Origin of the sequence: Flagellimonas lutimaris (genome assembly GCF_051494225.1) — a bacterium.
Classification (GTDB): domain Bacteria; phylum Bacteroidota; class Bacteroidia; order Flavobacteriales; family Flavobacteriaceae; genus Flagellimonas; species Flagellimonas lutimaris_A.
The window spans coordinates 106,046-125,355 of the sequence record NZ_JBNPYE010000005.1 but is presented as its reverse complement, the minus strand read 5'-3'; the positions used below and the strand labels follow the sequence as shown (position 1 = coordinate 125,355).

The following is a 19,310-nucleotide window of genomic DNA, read 5'->3' as shown; positions in this document are numbered from 1 at the left end:
AAACCATTCAGACCAAGTACAGGTTATGTAGCGTTTGGAGATGATGAAGCAAAAGAATACACTTGGCTATGTTTCCCAGAGGAAGTGTAACGGGAAATATCATTTATAATGGAAAAACACAGGAAGTGAAGGGAATGGCTTACCATGACCATCAGTTTCACAATACGGATTCTATGACCACGATACACCACTGGCTTTGGGGGCGCCAGTCGCTTGAAAGTTATACCGTTGTCATTTTTGATATTGTAGCTAATGAAAAGTATGGCTTCAAACAAATTCCTATCTTCGGTTTGATAAATAATAAAACTGGAGATGTTATTTTTAAAAATACAAAGAATGCCAAATGTGAAATCAATGAATTGTACTTACAGGAAGAATCGCAAAAGCTCCATCCTAAAGTAGTAAAATTTACCTATGAACACAACGGTATGAAAGTGGAATATACTATTAAATATAAAGAAGAAATTGAAGTCCGCACTTCTAAAGATATTTTTGGAAAGGAGGATGAAGAAGTCAAAGAAAAATTGGCAAAATTAGGACTTGACCCATCTTATATCCGTTATTACGCTGATGCGGAACTCGTGGTAACACAAGGTAATGAAGTGAAAAAAGAAGCAGGCGATATGATATACGAATATGCCTATTTCGGCAAACCCGATGAAAGAGCAAACATTAAGGTTAATAGTTAGGAAGAATGCTTCGGTATTGGTTCACTATTATAAAATTTCCGTTTTTAGTTTAAAACGGGAATTTTATAGATAAATATGAAAACTGCCCTAACCGTTATCAAGAGTTTTGTAAAATGGCGGGGTTACGTCTATATTGAAAATTCAAGCTTTCAATTCCGCAATAGCCAATTTTATTGGCTAATGCTAGGTTCCATCTAAATGGAAATTTTCGGCTTCGATTTTCCGCAACTTCGCAAAGCCCAAAATAGTTGTGCGTCATATAAAAATAAAATCATTTGTACCAAAATCTTAAACAGACACTTTCGTTTTATGGTGTGGCTTGTGATAAGCCTTACTATATTTCTTCAGGGAAATCAATTTTTCAATTTCCCGAAAACTCGTTCCGCATGGATTTTTATTCACTGTGCATCTGTACAAGTGGAAGAATGACAATGGAAATTGATGGTAACAATTATCATGTTGAACAAAATAGTTTTCTTGTTTCGGGACCATCTACCATTGTTCATTTTCGAAAGTTCAGTAAAGACTTCACAATGAAACTTCTTTTTTTTGAAAAAAATTTCTTACTCAAAAACATTTCCAATCCATTTATCATCGAAAAAATCGGGCTCTTCCAAAATGGTAATTATTCCATGTTAAGCGCACAGCCAAAAACCATTGAACATTTACTTGGCCTACTCGAATATTTAAAGCATAAAACCAAGTCCAACGGAAACTTTACCGATGAAATTATCCGTAGTATCATTTTTAATGTTTTGCTAGAAGTAGCCGAGATTACCCATCCGTCTGTAGTCGAGATTGAAAACAAGGATAAAACCATCCCTATGGTCCATTTAAAGTTTCGGGAATTGCTACAAGAACATATTTTAGAACAAAGATCGGTACAGTTTTATGCCGAACAATTGCATATTTCCAATAAATATTTGATTGAAGTGGTAAAAAAGGCAAGCGGCAGGACACCACATGAGGTAATTGATGAAACTCTATTAAAAGAGGCATATGTTCTGTTGGGAAACCCAGAATTTACCATTTCGGAAATCGCATTTCAGTTACATTTCAATTCTACATCTGCCTTTGGTCGATTCTTTAAAAGGCATGCTTCCATTTCTCCTTCAAATTATCGCACAAGGCAAAATTTAAGTTCGTGAAAAATTAAGCACACAAATACGGAATTTCGGGATACATACGAATTTAAGTACACAACTATCTTTGTGGTAAAATCTTGAAAACCCCAAAAAAAATAAAAAAATGAAAAGCATAACAGATAAGTTCGGTTCGCTTCTATCGAAATCAAAAGAGTATGGAAATGTAAACCACGAGCCGGATTCGAGTAAGGAAGTACAATTGAACACCAAGGAAAAAACCATGCCTTTTTCGGATCAGATTGGAAATTACCAAAGAAATATCGGTATTCCCCCAAAATCCTATGAGAACAGCAAAGTCTACATTGTAGGTAGTGGTATTGCGGGTATGTCGGCAGCATATTATTTTATACGAGATGGAAAGATTCCTGGCAAAAACATCATTTTCTTAGACCAATTGCATGTTGATGGCGGCTCTTTGGATGGTGCCGGAAATGCCGAAGACGGATATATTATCCGAGGTGGGAGGGAAATGGATATGACCTATGAGAATCTTTGGGACATGTTTCAGGATATTCCAGCCGAGGAACTTCCTGAACCGTACAGCGTATTGGACGAATACCGATTGGTAAACGACAATGACCCCAATTATTCCAAAGCCCGCTTGATTCACAACCAAGGTGAAATTCAGGATTTCAGCAAATTCGGACTGGAGCGAAAAGACCAATTGGCCATTGTGAAATTATTGTTGAAGAAAAAAGAAGATTTAGACGATTTAACGATTGAAGATTATTTTAGCCAAGAATTTTTAGACAGCAATTTTTGGTTCTTTTGGCGCACCATGTTCGCCTTTGAAAATTGGCACAGCCTATTGGAATGCAAACTGTACATGCACCGTTTTCTTCACGCCATTGATGGAATGAAAGATTTTTCCTGTCTGGTTTTCCCTAAATACAACCAATACGATACGTTCATTACGCCTTTGCGAAAACATTTAGAGTCAAAAGGCGTACAAATTCAGCTGAATACTTTGGTAAAAGATTTGGACATTCACAGTAATATCCATGGCAAAGTGGTGGAAGGCATCGTTACCGAACAAGATGGAAAGGAAGTGAGAATACCAATAAGGAAAGATGATTATGTTATTGTGACCACCGGTTCCATGACCGAGGACACGTTTTATGGAACAAACAAAACCGCACCGATTATAAAAATGGACAACGGTTCGAGCGGACAAAGTGCCGGATGGAAATTATGGAAAAATTTAGCGGCAAAATCCGAGATTTTTGGTCGCCCCGAAAAATTCTGTGGCGATATTGAAAAATCTTCTTGGGAATCAGCAACATTAACGTGTAAACCGTCTGCCTTTACCGAAAAGTTGAAAGAATATACCATTAACGACCCGTATTCAGGAAAAACTGCAACGGGAGGCATTATTACAATTACCGATTCTGATTGGCTAATGAGCTTTACCTGTAACCGTCAACCACACTTTCCTAATCAACCCGATGATGTTCTGGTTCTTTGGGTGTATTCATTATATATGGATAAAGAAGGAAATTATATTAAAAAACCTATGCCTCAATGTACAGGAGACGAAATACTGACTGAACTTTGCTATCACCTAGGCATTCTTGACCAAATTGATGATGTTATTGAAAATACCATTGTACACACCGCATTTATGCCCTACATAACTTCAATGTTTATGCCAAGGGCAAAGGGAGACAGACCAAATGTAGTTCCCGAGGGTTGTAAAAATTTAGGTTTGGTGGGACAATTTGTAGAGACCAACAACGATATTGTCTTTACCATGGAAAGTTCCGTTAGAACTGCCCGTATTGCCGTTTACGAACTGTTGAACCTGAACAAGCAAGTGCCTGATATCATACCGTTGCAATACGATATTAGACAGTTGTTGAAAGCCACAAAATCACTAAATGATTATAGACCAATCCCAGGTGAAAGCATCTTAAGGAAAATTTTGAAAGACAGTTATTTCGAGCATATCTTACCCGAAAGCGAAACATTGGAAGAAGAACATGAATCTTTCTTTCAAGAACAGTTTCATAAAATTCAAGAATGGATAAAGAACAAATAAAATGAATTATAAAAATATTACAATAGCTGGAAGTGGCGTATTAGGCTATCAAATTGCTTTCCAAACAGCATTTCACGGATTTAATGTCACCGTTTATGACATTAATGATGAAGTATTGGAAAAAGCAAAAGGCAAGTTTGAAATTATGAGTTCCGCATTTAAAAATGATTTGAATGCAAGTCAGGAACAATTGGATGATACATATCAAAAATTAAGGTACTCATCCAATTTAGAAGAGGCTGTAAAAGATGCCGACCTGCTGATTGAGGCCGCACCCGAAGACCCACAGATTAAAATAGGTTTTTATAAAAAACTGGCAAAAGTAGCTCCGGAAAAAACGGTGTTTGCCACTAATTCTTCCACACTCTTACCAAGTCAGTTCGCTTCCTCTACTGGAAGACCGGAGAAATTTGTTGCCCTGCATTTCGCCAACGAAATTTGGAAACACAATACCGCAGAAATTATGGGACACCCGACTACTTCGCCCAAAGTGTTCAACGATATGGTGGAGTTTGCAAAAAGAATTGGAATGTTGCCTTTGCCATTGCACAAAGAACAGCCCGGTTATATTCTCAATTCTTTACTTGTACCTCTTTTAGGTGCTGCACTCGATCTAGTTGTCAATGAAGTTGCCGACCCACCAACCGTGGATAAAACCTGGATGAAGGCTACAGGTGCTCCCGTAGGTCCATGTGCTATATTGGATGTTGTGGGCATTACAACAGCTTACAACATAAATAAAATGGCAGCCGAGAAAACACAGGATGCCAACAAGATAAAAGTGGTGAAATATTTAGAAGAAAATTTCATTAATAAAAATAAATTAGGCGTGGCCACTGGTGCAGGATTTTATACATACCCAAATCCGGCTTTTCAGAAAGAGGATTTTTTGAAGTAGAAAGAATAAATCGATTATTGGGGGATTATATTGTGTTGTCTTGGAGTTCGTTGACCAACAATTGGAATTCATGACGATAAGGATATGGTGGCCAAAGGTTTTAGCTATTTTTGAAAACTCACAATTTTCCGAATTCAACTGAATATAAAAAATACGAATGCACAACTGGAAACGCAGGACATAGTATACCACCTTCGCCGGGCCAAAGTGAGCATAGCTGGCCAGTGAAAGTGAGCCACTTTTGGATCTGATCTGCCTGTAATACGCCAAAGGTCTTTTTTTGTGAAAAGGACCATGGCGAACAAGCAGATAGACATGCAAAAAATAAAACGGATATTCAAGCTCCACACCTCAGGTGTGAGCAAGCGGCGGATAAGCCAGCAGTTGGGCATCTCCCGCAACACGGTGGCCAAGTACATCGATTTCTTCAAGCGCTACCGCCTGACGGCCTATGAGGTGGAGAAGATGACCATGGAGGAACTGCACGGCCTCTTCAAGGACGACCAAAGGCCAAAGAGCCCAAAGCTGGTAGAGCTACAGAGGTACTTTCCCTACTTTGACAAGGAAATAAGAAAGACCGGGGTAACCCGACAGTTGCTCTGGGAGGAATATTATGCCAAGCATCCCGATGGGTTCTGGCTCTCACAGTTCAAGTATTGGTACGCCGAATGGCAAAAGGAGACCTCCCCGTGATGCGGATGGAGCACAAGGCCGGCGACAAGCTTTTCATCGATTTTACGGGCAAGAAACTCACCATTGTCGACAGGGACACCGGGGAGCTCAAGGAACTGGAAGTATTCGTCTGCATACTGGGCAGTAGTCAGTATACCTACGTGGAGGCCTGTGGACTTTCAACAAAAAACTGGACAACATCAACAGGCATGCACTTATGGAGATCATCAAGGACCGTCACGGACAGAGATTGACCATTATTGCATCATAATTGACCGTATCAAAATGGCACGACATTATCGGGAAGAGAACACTGGCCGATGCCATACTCAACCGTTTGGTGCATACAGCGTACAGAATCGACATAAAAGGTGAATCGATGAGGGAAAATTGAAGAATAAGAACTAAGTTTAACCCAAGGACAGGTCAAATCCAAGCAGTTGATTTACACTGCTCACTTTCATCCGGTGCGGGTGGCTCAGTTTACCCGGCTCATCCACCATCACAGAACAAGAAGGAACCGATGTTGGCAAAGCTGGAACGATCCCACACCAAGTAAGGAATACGATGCGCTGATGTTTTGGGTGCCTTTCGGTAAATCCCAATGCAATTTGAATCCCTTTCTTTACCTTTGAAATCGCCGCCCAGCTTATCATGATTATTTCCAAAGAGTCGCGAAAAGGGCATTGGGGACATTCCCATTGAGGCAATCACTCAACGGCATCAATTCATCCTTCGTGGAAAAATGCAATACCTTCGGACAGAAATAACAGACTGGCCCCAAGACTAGGGGTGCTGATGTTCCCCACAGGAAAAACCCTAATCAATCCGACAAATTGAAGCGATAACCTACACCGATAAACGCCCTAATATCGTTAACTCCGTTGACCCAGGAAATATCAATATCAATTGGGTCCAATAGTGAATTATTGGAAAATGTGATCCCAGAGGAAACCACGGTGCTGGTATCCTGTCGGTCATCCCATCCATTGTTGGCGGTAAAAATAGAATCGGTAAAGCCATCCACATCGCCAAACCCAATGGTTGCCACATTCAAATGTGGTGAAATATAGGTTTTGGTAAAGATCCGGTATTGCAATCCGATATTGAACTTTACCAATTGGTTCACTATGAGTTCCCCATCCTTCAGTCCGGGCATGGTGAAATTTCTTGGGCTTGGATGTTCTTGGACACCCCCGAGGAAATAGGATGCGCTAATACCATAGTCCCTGGCCGAAACCGCATTGTTTCCACTTTTTTCCTGCCATGACAGCCCTCCGTGGGCACCCAAGACGGCAGTCCATTTATCCCCAAGCAACAACCTTTTCTCAAATCGAAGTTCAAGATTGCTGAAAAGATTGGTTTCCCCTTGGAAATTGGAGGCTTCATTCTGATAAAAAACAGCATTGGCCCTTCCATAGAGTGACCTACTGAACCTGCCTTTAAAGTAGGAGCCATATGTGGCATAAAAAGGTGTGTTCAAACTGTTGTATATATAATGTGCCGATAATTCAATGGTATTTACATTGGACTTTTCCAAACTATAGGTATTGTCATCGATCTTGGGATCCACCTTTGGGGTAAGGTAATCATTCCGGAAGCCAACCCCAATCCCAAGATAGCTTCGCAAAGGTGTCAAGTTCCGGTTCAATTGATTATCAAAAATAAAATGTCGATACCTAAAATTATCGACGTCCTGTCCCTGGATAAAGATACTTTCTTTGGTCAAATGACCGTAGATCTCCGATCGCCACCACCAATTCCTATCTCCCCCAAAGTTTTTTTGGTGTTGTATCCTAAAGCGTGGTTCCTCCGCAATGTCCAGGTTGATCAGGGAGCGTGAGGCCTGTCCAAGGATATTTCGACCGGTAAGGTTCAGGATAATGCCCACCCCATTGTAACTATCGTAGTGAAGGGCACCCTTGACAACGTGTTTCGAACGTTCATATCCACTTAGAATGAGTCCCGCTTTCTCCTCTTGATAGGGGTCAAAGGTAATGTGACTGAAAAGGGTAGTCCCCATGGCCCGGTCAAACCGATCAAAGATATCTTTCTTGGCATACTTCCGATGGGCCACAAGATCGGTTCGTGCCCTCACCAAGGAAAGATTTGCCTTGCTTATCCGCTTATAGATAACCGTATCCAGTACAATGCTGTCCGCTGCCCTGGCCAGTTGCGGTCTTTTGCGATGGTACGGTTCCAACCGTTGGGACAATTTGAACAATGCAGTGAGATTGTAGGTGGCAGACCTATTAATGGTAAGCCAATGCACTGTATATTAATTACTTACAACACTTTTTGGAGCATACACACCTATTTGCACAACAAACCCAAAAACGAGCTCTGGAGGATACAATTTGACCTCCAATGATTTGTTTAAAGTACTAAAAAAATGTTGAATTGATGTTATAGTAAAATCTACCCTTAATTGGATAAGATTTTGCATTTATCCTTGGCACAAAAAAAAATTAGTACCAAACCAAAAACAGATCGGTGAGATCTCTCTTTCTAAATTGTAGTAACAGAATGGTAAACATTATACCTATTCGATTGTTTGCAGCAAAAAATTACTGTCAACTTGAGAATTAAGTTTATTGAAAGGTGAACCGCTGCTCTAAATTCACCACTATATTTTTTAATGTATTACTAAGAGACCCTCCCAGAACTATCCTTAAAATTTTCCAGAAAATAACCTTCTTGTTATTTGTATTAAATCTAATTAAAATTAAATTTGCCAAAATTATCTTAACTAAGTCTAAATAAATACAAAAATTGAAACTACAAAAACTCCTTATAGCTGCTGCCATGTTAATAGTACAGGTAGCCATTTCACAGGAAACAGATTCCATTTCCATCCAAGAACTAAAGGCGCAACTCAAAAAGGAAATCCTGGAAGAACTTAAAAGTGACGAAGGAGAGGCAAAAGATGATCAGCTATTGCGATGGAGCAACTTTACTTTAAAAGGGTATAGTGTTGTGAACTACTATAACAACGATTATGACACCGACCCCAACTACAAAAGCAAATTTGACCCTGAAAGGCTAAACCTCTATTTATACTACCATTTTACAGACAAGATCAGTTTTAAATCCGAGATCGAGTTTGAGCATGGGGGCACTGGCGCTACCATCGAATACGATACGCAGGAGGAATTCGGAGAATTTGAACAAGAGATCGAAAAGGGTGGTGAAGTCAAATTGGAACAAGCCCATATCAATTTCCAGATGGTTCCCTATTTCAATATGAGGGTAGGAAGGATGAAGATGTATTTCGGCCTACACCAGAGCTTGGATGAACCTACCTCCTATTTCACCACTTATCGGCAAGAAATGGAAAATGAGATCTTACCCTTGGGTTGGTATGAAAATGGTTTGGAATTCTATGGGACATTTGCCAAGCGGTTCAATTACCGTGCCTATATAGTAAGCGGTTTGGACGCCAGTGGGTTCTCGTCAAGGGGATGGATCAAGAATGGTTACCAGACCAAATTTGATTTGGTCAATGCCGGATCCTTGGCCTTTGCCGGAAGGATAGACTATAAATTTGGGACCCATGAGGATACCTATGTGGGCATAGCAGGATATTTGAACGATGCCGCTGCCAACCGACCAAAAAACGACATGGAGGAAAGTGCCTATGTCAGTATCGTAGAGGCCCATATCACCTATAACGAGAACAATCTACGTTTCAATGCGATTGCCTTATATGGCAATCTGGAAAATTCGAACATCGTTTCCCAAAAGAATGCAAACCTATCCAACAAGCTGGGTGCCAAACGGACCCCGGTCGGAAAAAATGCCTTGGGCTTCTCGGTGGAAGCGGGGTACAACATCCTGTCCATGCTTGCACCAAAATCCAAACAACTGCTTTATCCCTTCATGAGATACGATTTTTATGATACCATGTACGATGTGGAAGGCAGTATAGTGGACAATCCAAGATGGGAACGAAATACCATAACAGGGGGATTCAACTGGTTTGTACACAAAAACATAGTCCTCAAGGCCCATTATGTCGATAGACGATTGGGTTCTGAAAACTATGATCGAACAACTTTGGAATATACTGGCAAAAAGCAACATGAACGCATTTTTGCCACTGGAATCGGATATAAATTTTAATGTAACAGAAAACACCAATAATTATGAAACTTAACAAGACAATTGCTATTCTTAGCACTTTTGGCCTTATGGGATTGGCATCCTGCAGTGACAATTCCGCTGATACCGAAACCATCGATACCTCAGCAGAACTCTATACCGAAGTTTTGACCGACCTTTCCGTGGATGTCATCACCCAAACGTATTTTGACCTATCGACCAATGCCTCTGCCATGAACGATCTTTCGGCTACCATCACCATTGGGGATGAAACGACCTTTTCGGCCCTTAAGGAGGCCTGGCAAGATACCCGTGCACCTTGGGAAAAAACCGAAGGCTTTTTATATGGACCGGTGGACACGGAAGGCATTGACCCTGCCATCGACTCCTGGCCCGTTGATGTCAATGCTATCAACAATATTCTAAATAGTGGCAACCCCATCACCTCAAGTCTTTTGGAGAGCAATAATGAAGCACGAGGTTTCCATACGATCGAATATTTCATTTGGGGACTTGACGGGGACAAAACAGCTGCCGAACTTACAGATAGGGAAATTGAATACCTACAGGCGGTCACACAGAACCTAAAGGAAAAAACAGCACAACTTTACGACGGTTGGACATCGTCAGGGGACTACTTTGCGGCCAATTTTATCCTGGCCGGGGAAAGTGGCTCCATCTATACATCCCAGAAGGACGCTTTGCAGGAAATCGTGGAAGGGCTTGCCATCATTGCAGATGAAGTGGCCAATGGAAAGATAGAAGAGCCATTGAACGGAAATAACGGGAGTGCCAAACCAGAGGCAGAGGAGTCCCGGTTCAGCAACAATTCCAAATTGGATTTTGCCAACAATATCAGAAGTATCCAGAACATTTATCTGGGAGATTATGACGGTAATTCCGGAAAGGGCATCACGGATGTCATAGTTACCGTGGATGCCGGCCTGGATGCCGAGGTAAAGGCTGCCATTACCGCAGGAATTACATCCATTGAAGCTATCCCAGGGACCTTTACAGACGCCATTGTCGACAATAGGTCCGAAGTTGAAAACGCACAGGAAAAGGTCTTGGAACTTCTCACGCTATTGGAAAGCAGGATTCTGCCCGCTATTTCAAATCTTTAAAAAAAAGGAATTCAAAATGCAGTACGGGTCGGATAAGAAACGGCAAGTGATGTACAGGTTACTCGTTATGGTAGCCTGTACATTTCTTTCAATTGGGTGTTCAAAAGAGGGCGACAACGGATATGTGGCCATCGAAACGGATCCCGGACGAATCAATGCAGGAGGCGAGACAACCGTCTTTTTGACTTCCAGTAATGCTTTCAGTACGCCCTCCCCGGCCTTGTCCGGAACAGAATTGGATCAACATCTGGATGGTGACTTTCAATTCGAGGCTGCATTCGTGACCGCCCCTGCACAGGTCAACGGGGGTATCGGACCCATTTTCAACAATTCCTCCTGCGTATCCTGTCATCCCCGTGACGGAAGATCACGCTTTCCCGCTGACATCAATGGTCTCAGTGGGTTTTTCCTTAGGGCAAGTGTGCCCGGACAAGATGGATTCGGGGGTGCAGTTCCCCTTCCAGGCTTTGGCACACAGATCCAGAACCAAGCCATATTTGGTTATGAGGCGGAAGCTCGATTTGAGGTAACTTATACCCCATTGGTCGAAACATTGGCCGATGGTTCCAGTGTAACGCTGCAACAGCCCATATACACCATCATCGATAGCTATATCGAGATACCGTCCAATGCGCTTTTCTCCCCACGGTTAGCCCCTCCTGTTTTTGGATTGGGTCTCTTGGAAGCCATCCCGGAAGCGACTCTTTTGACCCATGAGGACATTAACGATTCGGATGGGGACGGCATTTCGGGCAAAGCGAACTATGTCTATGACATTGAAACGCAAACCATGCAGATCGGTCGGTTTGGATGGAAGGCCAATACCTCTTCCATATTGGAACAATGTGTGGCCGCCTACAACCATGATATGGGTATCACCACCTCCTTTTTCCCAAAGGAAACCGGTCATGGACAGGCCAACGGTGATGATGGTTTAGGGGACGACCCTGAATTGAGTGATGAGATAGTGGAACAAGTCGTTTTCTATTGCAAAACATTAGGGGTGCCTGCGGCCCGCGGCATCGACCAAGCAACGGTCCAAAAAGGGGAACAATTGTTCAGTTCCATTGCCTGTGCCAGTTGTCACATTCCCAAAATGCAAACAGGACCCAGTAGCATTCCTGGTCTGGGCAACCAGACCATCTATCCCTATACCGATTTACTTTTGCACGACATGGGTGAGGGACTTGCGGACCATCGGCCTGATTATCTGGCCGATGGGAACGAATGGAAAACCAGACCCTTATGGGGCATAGGTTTGACCCAGGTCGTTAATGGCCATATGGACCTTTTGCACGATGGCCGGGCCAAGAACATTACCGAAGCCATTTTGTGGCACGGTGGGGAAGCAGAAGCCTCCAAACAAGCCTTTAAGGAGCTTTCGGCTACGGACCGCAATGCCCTTCTGGCCTTTATCAACTCCCTTTAAAAACAAACGGCATCCCTATTCCTTTAGATACTTGAGGATAATCGGTAATACGACCAATAGCAGGGGCAAGGCAAAAAGCAACCCACCGATCACCGCAATGGCAAGGGGTTGGTGCAACTGTGCACCTGCCCCTATTCCCAAGGCCAAGGGGATCAAGGCCATGATGGCGGCACTCGCCGTCATCAATTTGGGCCGCAGGCGCATGGCAATGGAATACTCGATCCGTTCCAAATGGGACATGGTAGCATCAAATTCCTGATACTGTCTATAGGTAAAGATGGCATTCTCCCCTATGATGCCCACTACCATGATGATGCCCATATAACTTCCCACATTTAGTGCCGTCCCAGTGACATATAGACTCAACAGGCAACCGGCAACCCCCAAAATGGCAATAAAAATAATGGCCAAGGCGATTTTTATCTTTCGGAACAGGAACAGAATCACCGTGAACACCAACAAAATGGCGGCAATCAAGATCATCATCAATTCTTTGAAGGCCTGTTGCTGTTGCTGGTAGTCCCCACCGTATTCGATATGGTAGCCCGGAGGCAGACTAATTTGACTTCCCAGGGAATTTCGAATATCCGCAAGGGTCGACCCAAGATCCCTATTGTTCAATCGTGCAGATACGATACCCAGGGATTTTTGGTTCTCCCTATTGATCTCGGCCACCCCTTTTCCGATGTGGATCTTGGCCAAGCTTTTAAGAGGAACAATGGCACCTCCAGGAAGTACCAAGGTGCTTTTTTCCACATCCCCGATCGATAACCTGTTGGTGTTGGGGAATACCAATCTAATATTTACCACCTGCTCCCTTTCGATGATCGAACTGATGACCAGACCTTGGATCTGTGTTTCCAACTGCGCCTGAAAATCGGCTGGTGTCATCCCAAATTGGGCCAGGGCAGGCACATTGGGTTCTATCAATATTTCGGGGCCCGCCAAGATGATACCATCACTGACATCGGCAGTACCCGGGATCTGTTCCACCAATGCCGCCGTTTCTTTGGACAAGGCTTCCAATTTCCCCACATCATCCCCAAAAATCTTGATTTCAATGGGTTGGGCGGAACTCATAAGATCCCCCAGCATGTCCCCTATGACCTGACCGAAGTCGACATTCAACTGGGGAACGGCCTTTTCGACCTTGCTGCGTATCTCATCCGAAACCTCTGCGGTGGACTTGGACCGATTCGATTTTAATTTGATCAAGTAATCCCCTCGGTTCGGTTCGGTGATAAAAAACCCCATCTGGGTACCCAATCGGGCCGAAAAAGCTTCCACTTCGGGCTGTTGGTCCAAAACCGTATTGACCACTTGCAACATCCTATCGGTCTCTTCCAAGGTGGTGCCCGCCGGACTGTAGAAATCCAAAACAATACTTCCCTCGTCCATCTCGGGCAAAAACCCAGACGCCAAGCGTGATGGGACCAACCAAAGGATCAAAAGGCAACCGAACACGAAAAGCCCTCCCACCAGGGGCCTCGTCAAGACTTTATGGATCCACCGGGTCCTGGGGACATGGGTTTTCAAAGCCTTGCCCTTTCCTGAAAAGAGCATGGACAGCACCGGAACGACTAACCAAGTGACCACAAAGGAACAGGCAAGGGCCACGATCATACTGTAGGCCATCACCTTGAAATAGGCCCCGGCCACTCCTGTCATCAATACAAAGGGAATAAAGATGACCATGGTACTCAACGAAGACCCCACCATGGCGGGGAACAAATGCTTGATGGCCTCCACGGCCCACCAGGATGGCTTTTGATTTGGATGGTCCTCACGAATCTTGTGTACCTGCTCCACAATGATCACCACATCATCGATCATCAGGCCAATGGCGGCCGCTATTGCCCCAAGGGTCATGATATTAAAGGTATATCCCATGAAATCCAGGACGATCAATGTCAAGGACAGGGAAATCGGAATGGTGAACAATACTACGGAACTGGCAGAAAAAGAACGGAGGAACACAATGACCACCAACAGGGCAAGCGCCAGTCCGATCCATAGTACATCCTTGATGCTGGCAATACTGGTTGTAACAAAATCAGCTTGTTTGTAATAGGGTTTCAACACCACTCCCTTAGGAATCATGGTGGATAGTTCCGAAACCTTTTTCTCAATATTGGCATTCACATCGATCAAGTTCGCATTGGGTTGCTTGATCACGGCGATCAAAGGTACATTTTTGCCGTTGGCCAAAATCTTGACATATTCCTTGGCCTCCGTAACCTTGACATCAGCAATGTCCTTCAACCGGATCAAGCGGGCCGGAGTGTTCAGGATGACCAAATTTTGAAGGTCATCCAAGGAATTGATGGCATTGTTGGTCAAGGTCAGGTACATACGGTTATAGTCCGTGGTATACCCATTGGATTGCAATATATTGGAATTGACCACCGCATTCTGAACCGAGGCAATGGAAATGCCCAAGGTTTGGATGGCGTAGGGCCTTAATTCGATCTGATACTCCTTGTCCTTACCTCCGATTATGGCGATATCGGAAACACCGGGAGTTGCGGCCAAATAAGGTTTGACTTGATACTTGGCAATTTTTTTCAAATCCACTTGGGATAGGTTTCCTTCCAGGGAATACCCCATGACGGGTAAAATGGAAGGGTTCATTTTCTCCACCGTGGTCACGGTATTGGGAAGTATACTCCCCTTGGACTGGTTGATAAAGGACTCGATTTGGGACTTTGCCGTATTGATATCCGTACTCCAGTCGACAAAAACCGAAATCTCACAACTCCCTCGAGAAGTAGTGCTACGAATGTATTGTAGCCCCTCGGTCTTCCTGATGATATTTTCCAAGGGGATGGTGACCGTGGTCATCATTTTATCCACGGGTTGTTGGCCTGCATCTGCGATCACCTTGATCTTGGGGAAGGTAATATCGGGAAACAGTCCCGTTTTGAGGTTCTGATAGGTAAAGCCCCCTCCTATTAGCAGCATCAGGGCAATGGCCAATACGGGAAACTTGAATTTGGCGTAGGGTATTATCATCTTATTGAACGGCTATCAAGGTTGAGTCCTGCATTTGGTAGGCCCCTTCGGTCAACACTTTATCGCCGACCTGCAAGGCATCTGAAATCACTTCGATCAGGGTGTCCGTTTTTAGGCCAAGTGTAACATTTTGTTTCACGGCGAGGGTATCATCAACCACCTTCATCACCCAGTAATCGGTCATCAGTTCATTGGACTGCAGGGCATTTACGGGCAATGCTTTGGCTCCTTTGCGTTCATGATCCAGTATCCTGACCTGTACGTTCAGGTTCTCTGGTAACGGCTCCTTTGGTAAGGCAATCAAAAAAATATGGGACTGGGGGATGGGATCCATAATGGGAAGGTTCCCAGAAATGTGGGCCGTAACGGTATTTCCGTTGCCCAAGATAATCTCACAGGGGGTCCCCACGGTTAGATCATGCTCATAAACAAAGGGTACATTGACCTGTACGACCAAGGATGACGGTTCGGAAATGGTGGCCAAAAGGTCCCCTTCCGCCACATAATCATTTTTTTGAACGTTCAATGCGGTAATGGTCCCCGTGCCATTACTGTACACACTGAGAGGTTGCGAGAATTTTTTAAGGGTGCTGTCGATCGTGACCGCTTCACGCAGTGCATCCTGTTCCTTGGTCCGCACTTGCGCAAAGGTCTGGCCCGCACGGATGCTACTCCCCAGTTCATGGGGCAACCAGGAAATATATCCGGTTACATTGGCACGTATATTCTCCTTTTTCTGGTAGACCGTGACCCCATTGAAGGTATGGTACTCGGCGATATCCTGTTGCACGACGGCCACAGCTTGGACCGCTATCGGTACGTTCATGCCATCCTTTTGGGAAGGATCATTTTTACAGGACCCAAGACAGCCCAATAGTACTAGGCACACCAGGGTACCCGTTCTCCATTTTTCCATATTACCAATTTGTATAATTGTATTGATTCATTAAAAGCCATAGGTTGGTCCTCGCCTGAAGTTTGGCAAACACGAGCAATTTGTAATTCTGTATAACATTGAGGTAATCGATGATCGATACCTGCCCTTGGACCAATTTACCCTTGAACAGTTCCAACAGTTGTTGTTGCCCTTGAAGCTGTCCCTCCATTTTACTGACATATTCCCGTTGTCCTGCGATTTGTTGTTGCAGACTTTCCAGATTGTTCCGGGTCTGGACCTCATTGTATTTCCGGTATTGGTCCAAGTTGTCCAACTTCAATCGGTTCTGCATGGTATTGTATTTTTTTGGTGCCCATCGTATATCGGTATGGTGAGCTTCAATCCGGCGCTCACCCCTACCCTTCGTTGCAGGTTGTTTAGGTCGACTGCGTTCAGGCCCGTATTGCCATATAGAGAAACCTGGGGCCGGTATTGGTTTTCGAACACTTCTTGGGCCGCCATGACCTGGAGGCTATCATTGACGTAACGCCTTTCGAATAGCAGGGAATCCTTAAGAGTTTCAGTCCGTATGACAGGTTCCGAAAGGGAATCCATGACCTGAAGGGGAACTCCGGCCATGTTGTACAATTGGGCATATAAGTTACTGTAATTGATCCCAATCTGTTCCAGTTCCAACTGACGGGTCTCGATATCGGACCGGACCAGTAGAAAGTCACCTTCGGACAACAGCCCCCTCTTTACCAAGACTTCCACGACCTTGAGCCTTGTCTGAAGATCCTTGATCAATTGGCCGGTAAAAGTCCTCTGGAGCTGGGATTGATAGGTCATGATATACACATCCGTCAAGTTTTTGACCATATTTTTGGTCAAGTCCTCCCCTGTCAGGGCCAAGGACTCGTTGGCCAATTGGTTCTGCAGGACCAGACGGTCTACTATGGCCTTGTTGAAGATATTCTTTGTGATGTTGACCTGAGCGGAATAAAGGCCTCCATTGGTGATGCCCACATCATATCCGATGGCCTGTACAGAGGGATTGGTGGTCACATCCACAAACTTCCCATTGGAATTGAAATAAGGGGCCACCATAATTTCAGATGTGGCATCGACCTGAAAGGCATTGTTCTGTGCCTTGATGATCTCCTCCTGTAACTGCCCCACTTGTTGAAGGTTTTCCACTTCAAGAAGGGATGGAGCATGTTGTTTGGCCTGTTCAAGGAAGAAATCCAAGGTCCCCTCTTGGGCCCTTACTCCTGCCATGGTGGCCATTAGAAAAATTAAATAAAGAATATATTTCATTTTCAAGATATTGTTGAATTCATCTGACTACGTGACGGTGTCGCATCCATTCATTACATTTTACGGAAACGGGCCGGATCCTACTTGACCAGTCTAACAATGGACAGGTATTCCTTAGACATCGATAGCTAGAACTTATAGACCACTCCAAGGGCGTAGGAACCGTCACCACTCTGGAAACTCATTTCAACATGTTCCTGCATATAGGGTGTTGTAAATAAATATGTCGTGGCAATTCCGGTCAAGGCACCACCAAGGACATCCCAGCCATCATGACGGTCATTGACCCCTTCTATCCTACTATAACCGACAAAGGCAGCAACGGCATAGGCAGGGATACCATACTTCCAACCATATCTTCGTTGCAAAAAAGAAGCGCCTTGGAAGGCGAATGACGTATGTCCCGAAGGAAAAGCATGTCCATCGGTCCTACCTTCGGGCCTTGGTTTGTTGATGGCATATTTCAGGATCCAAGTGGCCGTTAAGTTCGCCCCCACGGATTTCCCCAATTGCCAGAATCCCTCCTTATCCCCTTTGGCCAGAACGGTGACCAAAGAAAACGCAGTTGGGGCAAACTGTGCATAGTCCCCAATATGCTCAATGGTGGTCTCCCTAGCAATTTCCTCGGGTGAATCCAACTGTTGGGCCCTGACACCGGACAAGACCATCAAAAAAACAAGTATTGTAAATAAATTCTTTTTCATTTTAACTTGGTTTGATTTCTAATATGATTGTAGTTTTTGTTGTAATAGTTGGAGATTGGACTGTTTGACCGGTTCCAATATTTCCTTGCCGTACCGGGTAAAATAGGATTGCTCCCCCAAAAAGGAAATATTCAATTCCAACCATTCCTTTTCAGTATATCGGATTTTCCGGTACTGTTCCCATTCTGTGCGAAGACGTTGATTTTTGGCCATAAAGGAGGTCGTTCCCAAATGGAACAGATCGGCATCACATAGTATTTGTCCCTGAACATTTTGTGGGTTTTGGGGCAAGCGGGTCGCTTGGATACATTGGAGCACCACGTCCAATTTTGGTTCCGGATACCCCCAACGGCCCAAAAACTTCTTGGCCTCGGACCCACTTTGGTCCTCATGACCTTGAAAAGTCCAGGCATTGCCTACGTCATGGAAAAACGCTGCCAATAAGATGGGTTCCAGTTCCCCTTTGGAGAGGCCTTCGTACGATCCGATGCACTTCACATTTTCATACACTTCCAAGGTATGTCCCGCATTATGAAAGGACAGGGAAGCACAACGGCTTTTTTCCAAAAGGGACAAGCAATAATTCTTTGCCCTAATCAAGATATCCTCCATAGCATCACTATTCATTCCCGTCATCGGATGGCTTATATTTTTTCTTGTCCATACCCATTCGCTCAAAAAGTATAGTTGAACCCCATTAGGAAACTCCCATTGCCATCACTTGAAAAAACAAGTTCAACATGTTCCTTTTCACGGCGTGTGGTAAACAAATAGGAACTGCCTATGCCCACTACGGCTCCGGCAAGGACATCCCAACCGTCATGTTTATGTGCTGCAATTCGGCTAACTCCGGTCAAAGTTGCCAAGGCATATGCAGGAATCCCATAGGACCATCCATAGCGTTTTTGTAGAAAGGCCGCACTTTGAAAGGTAGTGGAGGTATGACCCGAGGGAAAGGCAAAATCGCCGTTCCCATAGGGCCTGGGTTTATTGATCACATATTTCATCCCTACGGTCACCGCTTGGTTCAGCACAAAGCCCTTGACAAATTGCCAACTGCCCTGTTGGTCCCCACCCACCAAGGTACCTGTCAAGGTTGCCGCGGGAAGGGAGAACAACAAAATATCCCCTGTGGTCTCCAAGGCTTGGTTCTGTGCCTTGGCCATAGTGATGGCCAAGGTCAAAAAAAGGCAAACCATGATTCCTTTTGCACTACCCCTATATATAGTTTCCTGAGGTTTACTGGTATCCATACTTTCGCATTAGAAGGGTGGAAATTCCACCGGATTATGGGACGAAAGTAG

At 44.2% G+C, this 19,310-nt stretch carries 18 protein-coding genes and 1 pseudogene; 10 read left to right on the top strand and 9 right to left on the bottom strand.

What is annotated here, in order from left to right; all coding sequences use genetic code 11:
- The first annotated feature begins 173 nt into the window (after positions 1–173).
- The 7 genes and pseudogenes from ACQQ5U_RS11600 to ACQQ5U_RS11570 form a co-directional block, all read left to right on the top strand.
- Positions 174–689: a hypothetical protein gene (locus tag ACQQ5U_RS11600; RefSeq protein WP_437397680.1), complete on the top strand. Its 516-nt coding sequence runs from the start codon at positions 174–176 to the stop codon at positions 687–689.
- Positions 690–1,222: 533 nt separating this feature from the next.
- Positions 1,223–1,837 carry a helix-turn-helix domain-containing protein gene (locus tag ACQQ5U_RS11595; protein ID WP_437397678.1) on the top strand — a complete coding sequence of 205 codons (615 nt, stop codon included), beginning with the start codon at positions 1,223–1,225 and terminating at the stop codon, positions 1,835–1,837.
- Positions 1,838–1,937: 100 nt separating this feature from the next.
- Positions 1,938–3,872, top strand: a complete 1,935-nt coding sequence (locus ACQQ5U_RS11590; RefSeq protein ID WP_437397676.1) for an oleate hydratase — start codon at positions 1,938–1,940, stop codon at positions 3,870–3,872.
- A 1-nt stretch (position 3,873) separates the two neighbouring features.
- Positions 3,874–4,770, top strand: coding sequence for a 3-hydroxyacyl-CoA dehydrogenase (locus ACQQ5U_RS11585; RefSeq protein ID WP_437397674.1), 897 nt, complete (start codon positions 3,874–3,876; stop codon positions 4,768–4,770).
- A 294-nt stretch (positions 4,771–5,064) separates the two neighbouring features.
- Positions 5,065–5,463: a hypothetical protein gene (locus ACQQ5U_RS11580; protein ID WP_437397673.1), complete on the top strand. Its 399-nt coding sequence runs from the start codon at positions 5,065–5,067 to the stop codon at positions 5,461–5,463.
- Complete coding sequence (locus ACQQ5U_RS11575) at positions 5,439–5,696, top strand: hypothetical protein (RefSeq protein WP_437397855.1); 258 nt, start codon at positions 5,439–5,441, stop codon at positions 5,694–5,696. The genes ACQQ5U_RS11580 and ACQQ5U_RS11575 overlap by 25 nt, the downstream gene beginning before the upstream one ends.
- A pseudogene (locus tag ACQQ5U_RS11570) lies at positions 5,669–5,836 on the top strand (ATP-binding protein); the annotation flags it as partial. The gene ACQQ5U_RS11575 and the pseudogene ACQQ5U_RS11570, both read left to right, overlap by 28 nt.
- Positions 5,837–5,852: 16 nt before the next feature.
- On the opposite strand, the gene ACQQ5U_RS11565 reads toward ACQQ5U_RS11570, so the two are convergent.
- Positions 5,853–6,098, bottom strand: coding sequence for a hypothetical protein (locus ACQQ5U_RS11565; RefSeq protein ID WP_437397672.1), 246 nt, complete (start codon positions 6,096–6,098; stop codon positions 5,853–5,855).
- 167 nt (positions 6,099–6,265) lie between these two features.
- Positions 6,266–7,714, bottom strand: a complete 1,449-nt coding sequence (locus ACQQ5U_RS11560) for a hypothetical protein (protein WP_437397671.1) — start codon at positions 7,712–7,714, stop codon at positions 6,266–6,268.
- 500 nt (positions 7,715–8,214) lie between these two features.
- Here ACQQ5U_RS11560 and ACQQ5U_RS11555 point away from each other — a divergent pair, with 500 nt between their 5' ends.
- The 3 genes from ACQQ5U_RS11555 to ACQQ5U_RS11545 are packed head-to-tail and all read left to right on the top strand — an operon-like array spanning position 8,215 to position 12,096.
- Entirely contained in the window at positions 8,215–9,564 is a 1,350-nt protein-coding gene (locus ACQQ5U_RS11555; RefSeq protein WP_437397669.1) for an autotransporter outer membrane beta-barrel domain-containing protein, read from the top strand.
- 23 nt (positions 9,565–9,587) lie between these two features.
- Positions 9,588–10,667 (top strand): imelysin family protein, encoded by a 1,080-nt coding sequence (locus tag ACQQ5U_RS11550; RefSeq protein ID WP_437397667.1) that lies wholly within the window; start codon positions 9,588–9,590, stop codon positions 10,665–10,667.
- A gap of 16 nt (positions 10,668–10,683) precedes the next feature.
- Positions 10,684–12,096 (top strand): di-heme oxidoredictase family protein, encoded by a 1,413-nt coding sequence (locus tag ACQQ5U_RS11545; protein ID WP_437397665.1) that lies wholly within the window; start codon positions 10,684–10,686, stop codon positions 12,094–12,096.
- Positions 12,097–12,111: 15 nt separating this feature from the next.
- Here the strand turns inward: ACQQ5U_RS11545 and ACQQ5U_RS11540 are convergent, their stop codons facing one another.
- The 7 genes from ACQQ5U_RS11540 to ACQQ5U_RS11510 form a co-directional block, all read right to left on the bottom strand.
- The gene (locus ACQQ5U_RS11540; RefSeq protein ID WP_437397663.1) at positions 12,112–15,108 is read right to left on the bottom strand and encodes an efflux RND transporter permease subunit; all 2,997 of its coding nucleotides are present in this window, start codon (positions 15,106–15,108) and stop codon (positions 12,112–12,114) included.
- A 1-nt stretch (position 15,109) separates the two neighbouring features.
- Positions 15,110–16,024: an efflux RND transporter periplasmic adaptor subunit gene (locus ACQQ5U_RS11535; RefSeq protein ID WP_437397661.1), complete on the bottom strand. Its 915-nt coding sequence runs from the start codon at positions 16,022–16,024 to the stop codon at positions 15,110–15,112.
- A 1-nt stretch (position 16,025) separates the two neighbouring features.
- Positions 16,026–16,337: a hypothetical protein gene (locus tag ACQQ5U_RS11530; protein ID WP_437397660.1), complete on the bottom strand. Its 312-nt coding sequence runs from the start codon at positions 16,335–16,337 to the stop codon at positions 16,026–16,028.
- Entirely contained in the window at positions 16,322–17,302 is a 981-nt protein-coding gene (locus ACQQ5U_RS11525) for a TolC family protein (RefSeq protein ID WP_437397659.1), read from the bottom strand. Before ACQQ5U_RS11525 ends, ACQQ5U_RS11530 begins: the two co-directional genes overlap by 16 nt.
- A gap of 128 nt (positions 17,303–17,430) precedes the next feature.
- Positions 17,431–18,006: a phosphatase PAP2 family protein gene (locus tag ACQQ5U_RS11520; RefSeq protein ID WP_437397657.1), complete on the bottom strand. Its 576-nt coding sequence runs from the start codon at positions 18,004–18,006 to the stop codon at positions 17,431–17,433.
- An 18-nt stretch (positions 18,007–18,024) separates the two neighbouring features.
- A complete protein-coding gene (locus ACQQ5U_RS11515) occupies positions 18,025–18,684 on the bottom strand; it encodes an HD domain-containing protein (RefSeq protein ID WP_437397655.1) in 660 nt (219 codons plus the stop codon).
- Positions 18,681–19,259, bottom strand: a complete 579-nt coding sequence (locus ACQQ5U_RS11510) for a phosphatase PAP2 family protein (protein WP_437397654.1) — start codon at positions 19,257–19,259, stop codon at positions 18,681–18,683. The genes ACQQ5U_RS11515 and ACQQ5U_RS11510 overlap by 4 nt, the downstream gene beginning before the upstream one ends.
- Positions 19,260–19,310 lie beyond the last annotated feature (51 nt).

Coding starts and splice junctions, on each gene's coding strand:
- ACQQ5U_RS11600 (WP_437397680.1), top strand. CDS start 174: ATGACCACGATACACCACTGGCTTTGGGGGCGCCAGTCGCTTGAAAGT.
- ACQQ5U_RS11590 (WP_437397676.1), top strand. CDS start 1,938: ATGAAAAGCATAACAGATAAGTTCGGTTCGCTTCTATCGAAATCAAAA.
- ACQQ5U_RS11580 (WP_437397673.1), top strand. CDS start 5,065: ATGGCGAACAAGCAGATAGACATGCAAAAAATAAAACGGATATTCAAG.
- ACQQ5U_RS11525 (WP_437397659.1), bottom strand. CDS start 17,302: ATGAAATATATTCTTTATTTAATTTTTCTAATGGCCACCATGGCAGGA.
- ACQQ5U_RS11540 (WP_437397663.1), bottom strand. CDS start 15,108: ATGATAATACCCTACGCCAAATTCAAGTTTCCCGTATTGGCCATTGCC.
- ACQQ5U_RS11510 (WP_437397654.1), bottom strand. CDS start 19,259: ATGGATACCAGTAAACCTCAGGAAACTATATATAGGGGTAGTGCAAAA.
- ACQQ5U_RS11520 (WP_437397657.1), bottom strand. CDS start 18,006: ATGAAAAAGAATTTATTTACAATACTTGTTTTTTTGATGGTCTTGTCC.
- ACQQ5U_RS11535 (WP_437397661.1), bottom strand. CDS start 16,024: ATGGAAAAATGGAGAACGGGTACCCTGGTGTGCCTAGTACTATTGGGC.
- ACQQ5U_RS11530 (WP_437397660.1), bottom strand. CDS start 16,337: ATGCAGAACCGATTGAAGTTGGACAACTTGGACCAATACCGGAAATAC.
- ACQQ5U_RS11575 (WP_437397855.1), top strand. CDS start 5,439: ATGGCAAAAGGAGACCTCCCCGTGATGCGGATGGAGCACAAGGCCGGC.
- ACQQ5U_RS11550 (WP_437397667.1), top strand. CDS start 9,588: ATGAAACTTAACAAGACAATTGCTATTCTTAGCACTTTTGGCCTTATG.
- ACQQ5U_RS11545 (WP_437397665.1), top strand. CDS start 10,684: ATGCAGTACGGGTCGGATAAGAAACGGCAAGTGATGTACAGGTTACTC.
- ACQQ5U_RS11595 (WP_437397678.1), top strand. CDS start 1,223: ATGAAACTTCTTTTTTTTGAAAAAAATTTCTTACTCAAAAACATTTCC.
- ACQQ5U_RS11565 (WP_437397672.1), bottom strand. CDS start 6,098: ATGATAAGCTGGGCGGCGATTTCAAAGGTAAAGAAAGGGATTCAAATT.
- ACQQ5U_RS11585 (WP_437397674.1), top strand. CDS start 3,874: ATGAATTATAAAAATATTACAATAGCTGGAAGTGGCGTATTAGGCTAT.